The following is a 7,845-nucleotide window of genomic DNA, read 5'->3' on the forward strand; positions in this document are numbered from 1 at the left end:
GCTGCTGCTAAAAAACTATTCCCAGCCGGTGCCTGCTTTGTTTGGCAGTTTTACGTTGGCTGATTCGAAGTACGCTATTTTTTCGAGGTCTTCGATGTAGTAACAGTCGTTACGTGATAGGTAGTCTTCTACACGTTTCTTTTTTGGGTTATCTTCTACGTGGGTGCGGGTTGAGCCTGCTTGCACGTAGTGGCTTAGGTTGTCGAAACTTGTTACTAAAATACCGCGCGCTGGGAAAAATGGAATTTTATAGCTGGCTAAGCCGCCATACGTTTTAATGATTTGCTCAAGTTCGATTTTGGTTTTTTCGCTTGGCGTGTGCGACTGCTTTGCATACAACTTGTTTTGGTCGTTTGCTAGTAGCTCGTCGCCAATGATGGCAACCATGTTTACGCGCTTGTGCTCTGGGATTGCTTGCAGTGCGTCGAACACGGCTTGGTCTAAGTTTTCGTAATCGCCACCGGCGCCAATACGAATTTCGTCAACGGTTGCGCCTTCGCTTACTGCGCGCTCTGGTGCGTCGCGGCGAATGAGCTGCAGCCAGCCAATGTTTACGNCTTGCAGCATTGTGTTAGTTGCAATGTTTGTAAACGGTGCGGCTGATGTGCCATGAAAGCCGATTTTAATAATGTCGAGTGCAATTGCTTGGCGTACGTGATTGCGATAGCGCTGATGGAAGTCGGGGAATTTTGACCACTGATCCATTTTTGCCCATGATAAGTGAATGTCGCATTCTACCGGGTGGCAACGGTATTCGCGTTTTGCTAGGCCTGCTACGTCGCGCGTTTGGCGCTCTTTGGTGTCGTCGCTTTCTACACCGGCACGGCCTGTTACTCCACCATCTACGCTCATCATTACCGATTGGCCTACGATGTCGTCTACTAGTGCGGTGTTGATTAATTGTAGAAACTCTACTGAGTCGTACGTTGCGTCGTATAAGCGCTGCTCAGTTGTTGGCTCTACGTTGAACTGCTCGTTCATTGATGCTACGCCGTAGTTGCTGGCCATGCCTGCAAGCACTGCGATAAATAATTGTTTTGTTCTGGTTTTCATTTTCGTTCCTGCGTTTTGCTAAGTTAAGTTAGGGTGCGGCAATTACAAGCAGTTGCTGTATTTGCCTTCGTCGCCTTCGTGTTCTTCGTCGGCGTTGGTTGTGTCACCCGCAGGTGTTTTTAATGCTTTGGTAAACTTTTCGTTAAGCTCTTCAAGTGCTGTTTTTGTGCTTGATAGCTCTTCTTTAAGCTTTGCTAGCTCGGCTGGCTCTTCGGCTGGCGGGGNCGCCTTCCACTTTAGTGGTTGAGAATGAATCAAGCTTTGTGGTTAGGCCATCTAGCTTTTGGCCAAATTGCTCAAGCGGCGTGCCGAGTGCATCTTTTAATGCATTGGCTAATTGTGTTTCGTTCATGTCGGGTTCTTCCTTAGTGAATAGTCGTTTGAAAAAGGGTTTTTTAGGTGTGTCGATAGGCTCACATGACCCTAAGTCAACGGTTAATAAAGAGACTTCCGTGTCGTCTGCTTTGCTCTTACTACTAAAATGAATACGGTCGGTGTAGCAGCTTGCTGGGTAGTCGGTAACAGCTAGGCCGGTTAGGTAGGTTTTGCCAGTGCCCATGAAGTCGCGGCTAATTTCGATGCTAAAATATACGGCTTGGTCGGCTTTGTTTAATGCTACAAACCCTTGATTGGGCGCGAGCACCGCGTATAGGCACACTACGCCTTCTTCGTTTTCGTATGCTTCTACACTTACTACGTCGCCTAGCATTCCTGGTATGTCTACGTTGTGTAGGTTTTTAGCGGCCCAGCCTGACCAGTTAAATTCGTGATCGAGGTTTATGCGTGCGCCATACTTGCGGGGGTTGTAGGTTTCTACTATGTCGGCTACGTCTTGCTCGGTTATTTCGCGGCCGTCGACAGTCATGCCAACAGCGGCAATTGATAATGGTTTTGTGCGTAGTTGACCTGACATATAAACAAACCTTTTAAATGTTTTTTAATTAAGCTTTATGCTTTAAAGTAACTGCAGTTTGCACCCTCCTTTTGCACCTTTCCAACGGTTTAACTTTTTGAAATTCCTATATTTAACTTTTAGGAATGGACAGGTTTTTAACAGACAGATTACGCGCTTTATTACTAATACACTGCCGCCATGGATTAATTAATGTGGCGCAATATGAAGGCTAACTACGGACCAGACGTACGCAAAAAAGCACAGGATTTGTATGTTGTTGAGGGCTATACCTACGAGGAAATAGCTGATTTAGCAGGCATGCCAAGTGCGCGAAGTGTTAGGCGTTGGTCTGAGTCTGAGAACTGGGCTGACATGTGCCCAACGTATAATGCCGAAATGGCGTTTAGTCGCCGCATTAATTTGCTAGCCGATAAAGACAATAAAACCGATGCTGAATATAAAGAGCTAGACTTTTGCACGCGCCAATTATGTGCACTAAATAAAAGCAAGCTTTCGCCTGCCCCTAAGCAACGCGCTAACAATGACGATGCTGGTGCTGGTAATAGNGGCGGCAGCGGCAAAAAGTCGAAGAAGAAAAAGAAAAATGATTGCTCTGGCATTACGCTTGAAATGCTTGACGAGCTTAAAGACAAACTTCTTTATCCCCACCAAAAACATTGGTTTGAAAACCAAGATCACCGAACCCGCTTTATTTTAAAGCCCCGCCAAATTGGGGCTACTTTTTACTTTGCGTTTGAAGCCTTTTACGATGCGGTTATTAATGGTCGTAATAAAATATTTATATCGGCGAGCCGTGATCAGGCCGAGGTATTTAAAGCCAATATTGTGGCGCTGGTGCGTGAGCATTTTAATGTTGAGCTAACCGGTTCACCAATGGTGCTTAATTTGGCGGGCGGCAAAACAGTTAAGCTTATTTTTAAAAGCACTAATGCGCGTACTGCTCAGTCGGAAAGTGGCGACCTATATATAGACGAAGTTTTTTGGATTCCAAAATATAAGAGCTTGCGCGGTTTGGCGCAGGCCATGGCAACGCATAAGCATTTACGAATAACCTATTTTAGTACGCCGAGCGTTACGAGCCATGAAGCGTATGACCACTGGAACGGTAAGTGGTACCGCAAAACAAAAGCATGTAACGACCCTGAATTTGCGATTGATGTTAGCCATAAAAGCTTAAAAAATGGCAGGCTTTGCGAAGATGGCATTTGGCGACAAATGCTTACTGTGTACGATGTGGTTACCAGTGGGTTTGACCGCATTGATATTGGCGTGCTTGAAAACGAGTACAGTGTAGATGAGTTTAATAACTTGTTTATGTGCAAGTTTATTGATGATGCGCATAGTGCGTTTAACCTCAAACAGCTTATGAACTGCGTGGGCGATTCGACCAAGTGGCCTGACTTTGATTTAGATTACGAACGCCCTTACGGGTTAAAGCCGGTGGTTATTGGCTTTGACCCTGCGCGATTTGGCGATAAGGCGAGCGTGGCTATTTTAAGTGCGCCGATGAAGCCTGGTGAAAAGTTTTTGCTGCTTGAAGCAATTGATTTAAGCGGTAATGATTTTGAAGCTATGGCCAGCGAAATAAAACTACTTACCGAAAAATACAACGTTGTGCACATTGGCGTTGATACCACCGGTATTGGTTACGGTGTATGGGAGCTTATTACTAAGTTTTACCCTAACGCTGAGCCGATACATTACAACCCTATTATTAAAAACCGCATGGTTATTAAAGCAATTAACGTTATTCAAAACCGACGCCTTGAGTTTGACCAGGACGCGGTAAACATTGCTAGCTCGTTTATTAATATTCGCCGCAAAGTTGTTGGCGATCAAATTACATATGCTACTAACCGCACGGCCACTACGGGCCATGCCGACATTGCGTGGGCAATTATGCACGCCTTGTTATTTGAACCTCTGGACGGTAATGCCCACAGCCGCCAAACATCTGTAGGAATTGCAGCTTAATGAAACCACGACTACAAGTAAGCAACGGCCAAGCGCCAAATTACAACCAACGAACTGCGGTAACTGATGCGTTTAGTTTTGGCGACCCCGAGCCGTGCTTAGATAACAGACTAACAGATTACGTTGGTGTATTTAGTGACAGCAACGGTATTTATGCGCCGCCCATTAGTTTGCAGGGTTTAATTAAACTGCTGCGCGTTAATGCCCAGCACGGACCCATTTTGTATTTTAAGCGCAATATGATTTTAAAATGGTATAAGCCCAACCCGCTGTTAAGCCATCAAGCATTAAGCAAATTTGGCTTTGATTTGCTGTGGAGTGGCAACGCTTATTTGCAAATTATTAAAAATTCGTTTGGGCAAATTATTAAACTACGGCACCTGCCTGCACTGACTATGCGCTATACGAGTACGCGCGGTGTGTATGCGCAATTAAGTAACCGTAGCCATGAGCCTATTTATTTTAATGCGGGCGAAATTATACATGTAAAAGAGTACGACCCGGGGCAAGGCATTTATGGCATACCGCAGTATTACGGTGGCATTCAGTCGGCATTATTAAATGAAGATGCGACTTTGTTTAGGCGCCGCTATTACAAGAACGGTGCGCACATGGGTTTTATATTTTCAATGGCTGATCCTAATTTAAGCGCTGAAGATGAAACGGCATTAAAAGATGCTATACGCGATAGCAAAGGCGTGGGTAACTTTAGAAGTTTGTTTTTTAATTTTCGTAGCAATAAAGCTGATGCTGAAAAAGCGATAAACATTACACCGGTTGGCGATATATCTACCAAGGATGAATTTGAGCGAATTAAAAAAATTACGCTTAACGACATGCTAAGTATGCACCGTGCGCAAGAAGCGCTAAGCGGCCAGTCTTCTGGTGACAAAAACGGTTTTGGTGATTTAGATAAAATTACCCGCGCATATTACAACAATGAAGTGGTGCCAATGCAGCAAGATGTTTTAGGTATAAATAATTATTTACCTGCAGCGCAGCATATTGAATTTAAAGAGCCTGAATACTCAGACCTTAACCCAACACCCAAGGATGACGCATGAGCTGGATAGATATAGTTGAATTTATTAAACAGTGGGGGCAGTTGCTTATGTTGAGCTTTTTAGCGGCGGCTATACAAATGTATTTAAGCCGTAAGGTATTTACGTTTTTTCATTATTTTATGAGTGTGTTAATTGCTGTTTTTGCTGCGTACTTGGCAGCTATGTTTTGCGAGTGGCGGCAATTTGATGAAAGTTTAAAAACGGGCGTTATTGGTGTAACGGCTTATGCGGCCCCGCACATTTTGGAGGGGATCAATAAATTTATTGAAACGTTTAGCAAAGACCCAAAGGGCTTTATTAAATTAATTAGAGGTGGCAAATAATGGGATGGCTTGCTTTGTTTAGATTGCTTAAAAATAACTTTAGCTTTGTTTTAATTGCGGCGGCTTTGTTTGTGGCGGGTGTTTTTTATATTCAAACGCTGCATTTAAAAGCTAGCGTTACCGATGCGGCCTTAGAAAAAGCATCGCTACTAAGCGAGGTTGATTTGCTAGAGCAAAACAGCGACCAGCTGTTAGCGACGTTAAACAATGAGCAGTTGCAACGCGAGCGGCTTGAAGCTGAGATTGCAAATTCTCAGGCCAGGCTAAACAGTTTTATGCAAAAAACATCGATGCTTGAGCAAATAAGCAAAAGCAAAACCAAACAACTTAACGATATAGCGAGTAATAAAAATGAAACAGATTGCATTAATGCTGATATGCCTGCTGGGGTTATTGGGTTGCACGCTAACCCCTGAGCCTAAAGAGCGGGTTGTTATTCAAACCAGGTATAAATATTTACTGCTTGATGATTGGATTGTTGCCCCAGTAGCGCACCCAACTTTGCAGGGCGCAAAATGGAAAAGCCTGAGCAGGTTGGCAATTGAATATAACAGCGCGTTAACGCAGTGCAATTCACAACTGCAAGCGGCCAAAAGTGTGGCTGACAGCAAGCTAGAAAAAACAAGCGCTAGTGACTAACTAGCGATTTTTCCAATCAAGCTCTTTTACTTTTTCAACCTTCCCCGCCGTGACCTCAAGACGCTTAAGTGCTCTTGTTAAATTTGGGCTTTTTACGCTATTAAGTAACGCGGCATTTGTTTTACCAATGCCGCGAACTAAGTAGTCGCTAAGCGCCGATTTTATATCTTCACTGGTACTTTTACCAAACGATAAAAGCACATCTAATCGCTCTTGGCTTTGTGAGCCTTTATATAAATACTTCATAATTTATTTATCGCTTAAGTGATAATTAATTTATTATATTTCAATATTCAACAAATGCCCACCTATTTGATCTTTATGCTGTCACTTTGTGTCAAACATTGTCACATTTTTGTCATTACGATCCTTTTCAACTGTCATTCAGATCCTTTAGTTATAAGGGCTAGCCCAAAATGGCCTGTCACTGGGGGTGTCAATTTAACGCATTTTTTGCACGAAAGCGGAAGGCGAGGAGGAGTGATTTTTTTAGCTTGTTGATTCTCAGGCAATAGTTAAATGGTTATTTGTAACGCACTCAACCACTGTATATAATGACAGTGTGATTTATTAACTATTGGGGTTTATTATGGCGCGGGTTACTTGTCCGAATTGCGAATCTAAAGCTACGATTACATCGCGTGAAACGCAAAGTACGCACGTAGTAAATTTATATTGTTCGTGTACTAATACTCGTGAATGCGGGGCGACGTTTCGTATTACCCAATCGTTTGATCACTTCTTAAACCCTCCGGTACAAAGCACGCAACAATTAGCCGCCGCACTTATTAAAAGCCTACCTCGCGAACAACAATTGGAATTAGTTGGGCTATAGTCTTTACTTTATTTCACGCATTAAAAAGCCCGTATTAAACGGGCTTTTTTGTGGGTGCTGTTTACTGCCTGCGCTGGTTATATTGTGACTGGTTTTGCTGTGGCGCATTTTGCGGCTGATCATACTGCCCTTGATATTGCGGCGGTGCGTAACCTTGGCTTTGGTTTTGTGGCTGGTTATTGTGCGTTTGGCTTTGCTGGCTTTCACTTTCCCAAAATATATATAGTTTTAACGGGCCTTGTTGATTAATTGGCATAGTGTCGAGTTCTATTTCAATGCTATCGCTGCCGCCTTGGTTGTTACTCGGCCATTTAGTGGCACGGCCTAATGTGGCGTAGCGGTTTTTGGTAGTGTTGCCTTGCTGGTATTTTTCAGCAATACAGGCTACACGGCCTTTATCGAGTGGTTTATTTTGTTGGTGCATGGTGCGTTTCCTTTTTGGTTAAGTTAATGATTTTTGCATAGCATTAAAAAATGCTTGAGCTGCTAGCCTGTTTTCAACATGAGTAGCTGATGTTTTTAAAATTAATGCAGCTTGAATACCTTCAACACCTCGACCTTTTAGATATTCAATTACGTCTGCTGCTACTTCAAGTTCTTGCTTTTGGGTTAGTTGATTATTTGACATTTTTCTGCTCGCTCTGCTTTGGTTTAACAACTGAGTGATACACCCAGTTGCGGCGTTTAACTGTTGATTTCATGGTTCACCATAATTCGCTTAATTCTTTTTCTAACTGCTTTTGTGCTAAGCGTTCTTCTAATAGCTCGCGGGTTGATTTACTGCGCTGCTGGTATCGCGGGCGCGGCTCTTGGTTTTCGTGGTGCGGCATTTTAGCCGGTGCACTTACTGTTTTTGGTGAAACAATTCGCGCTTTTTTAGTACTTGGCTTTGCTGTTGTTTTTATTTGCCCGGTGCGAAATTTATATTCTTTTCGCTCGCAACCGCAGCCCTGGACATGACCTAAATTATCTTTACGTACTACGCGAGTGGTGCCGCATACGCATTTACACATGAAATGCTGCACCCCTCGGTTGCGGCGG

General features: G+C 43.6%; 11 protein-coding genes and 1 pseudogene. 6 read left to right on the forward strand and 6 right to left on the reverse strand.

Going from position 1 to position 7,845, the window contains the following annotated elements; all coding sequences use genetic code 11:
* Window positions 1–15: 15 nt before the first annotated feature.
* Together L655_RS0107655 and L655_RS1000000126265 are read right to left on the reverse strand one after the other, a co-directional pair.
* Window positions 16–1,053 carry a phage major capsid protein, P2 family gene (locus tag L655_RS0107655; RefSeq protein ID WP_024604655.1) on the reverse strand — a complete coding sequence of 346 codons (1,038 nt, stop codon included), beginning with the start codon at window positions 1,051–1,053 and terminating at the stop codon, window positions 16–18.
* A gap of 42 nt (window positions 1,054–1,095) precedes the next feature.
* Window positions 1,096–1,966, reverse strand: a pseudogene (locus L655_RS1000000126265) (GPO family capsid scaffolding protein).
* Between the two features lie 192 nt (window positions 1,967–2,158).
* On the opposite strand from L655_RS1000000126265, the gene L655_RS0107670 reads away from it, so the two are divergent.
* From L655_RS0107670 to L655_RS0107690, 5 genes are read left to right on the forward strand one after another with little or no spacing between them, the layout of a single operon-like run.
* Window positions 2,159–3,943, forward strand: a complete 1,785-nt coding sequence (locus tag L655_RS0107670) for a terminase family protein (protein ID WP_050582195.1) — start codon at window positions 2,159–2,161, stop codon at window positions 3,941–3,943.
* A complete protein-coding gene (locus L655_RS0107675; protein WP_024604659.1) occupies window positions 3,943–5,007 on the forward strand; it encodes a phage portal protein in 1,065 nt (354 codons plus the stop codon). The genes L655_RS0107670 and L655_RS0107675 overlap by 1 nt, the downstream gene beginning before the upstream one ends.
* Window positions 5,004–5,330, forward strand: coding sequence for a phage holin family protein (locus L655_RS0107680; protein ID WP_002960036.1), 327 nt, complete (start codon window positions 5,004–5,006; stop codon window positions 5,328–5,330). The genes L655_RS0107675 and L655_RS0107680 overlap by 4 nt, the downstream gene beginning before the upstream one ends.
* Window positions 5,330–5,746, forward strand: a complete 417-nt coding sequence (locus tag L655_RS0107685) for a hypothetical protein (RefSeq protein ID WP_024604660.1) — start codon at window positions 5,330–5,332, stop codon at window positions 5,744–5,746. The genes L655_RS0107680 and L655_RS0107685 overlap by 1 nt, the downstream gene beginning before the upstream one ends.
* Window positions 5,724–5,969, forward strand: a complete 246-nt coding sequence (locus tag L655_RS0107690; protein ID WP_024604661.1) for a hypothetical protein — start codon at window positions 5,724–5,726, stop codon at window positions 5,967–5,969. The genes L655_RS0107685 and L655_RS0107690 overlap by 23 nt, the downstream gene beginning before the upstream one ends.
* On the opposite strand, the gene L655_RS0107695 is transcribed toward L655_RS0107690, so the two are convergent.
* Entirely contained in the window at window positions 5,970–6,215 is a 246-nt protein-coding gene (locus L655_RS0107695; protein WP_024604662.1) for a hypothetical protein, read from the reverse strand.
* A gap of 343 nt (window positions 6,216–6,558) precedes the next feature.
* Here L655_RS0107695 and L655_RS0107700 point away from each other — a divergent pair, with 343 nt between their 5' ends.
* Complete coding sequence (locus L655_RS0107700) at window positions 6,559–6,804, forward strand: ogr/Delta-like zinc finger family protein (RefSeq protein ID WP_024604663.1); 246 nt, start codon at window positions 6,559–6,561, stop codon at window positions 6,802–6,804.
* A 61-nt stretch (window positions 6,805–6,865) separates the two neighbouring features.
* Here L655_RS0107700 and L655_RS0107705 read toward each other — a convergent pair whose 3' ends face one another.
* The 3 genes from L655_RS0107705 to L655_RS0107715 form a co-directional block, all read right to left on the reverse strand.
* Window positions 6,866–7,228, reverse strand: coding sequence for a hypothetical protein (locus L655_RS0107705; protein ID WP_024604664.1), 363 nt, complete (start codon window positions 7,226–7,228; stop codon window positions 6,866–6,868).
* Window positions 7,229–7,246: 18 nt separating this feature from the next.
* A complete protein-coding gene (locus L655_RS0107710) occupies window positions 7,247–7,432 on the reverse strand; it encodes a hypothetical protein (protein WP_024604665.1) in 186 nt (61 codons plus the stop codon).
* Between the two features lie 76 nt (window positions 7,433–7,508).
* On the reverse strand, window positions 7,509–7,845 hold a 337-nt coding region (locus L655_RS0107715; protein WP_024604666.1), incomplete at its 5' end, for a hypothetical protein.

Source organism: Pseudoalteromonas sp. TAE79, from assembly GCF_000498015.1.
Classification (GTDB): domain Bacteria; phylum Pseudomonadota; class Gammaproteobacteria; order Enterobacterales; family Alteromonadaceae; genus Pseudoalteromonas.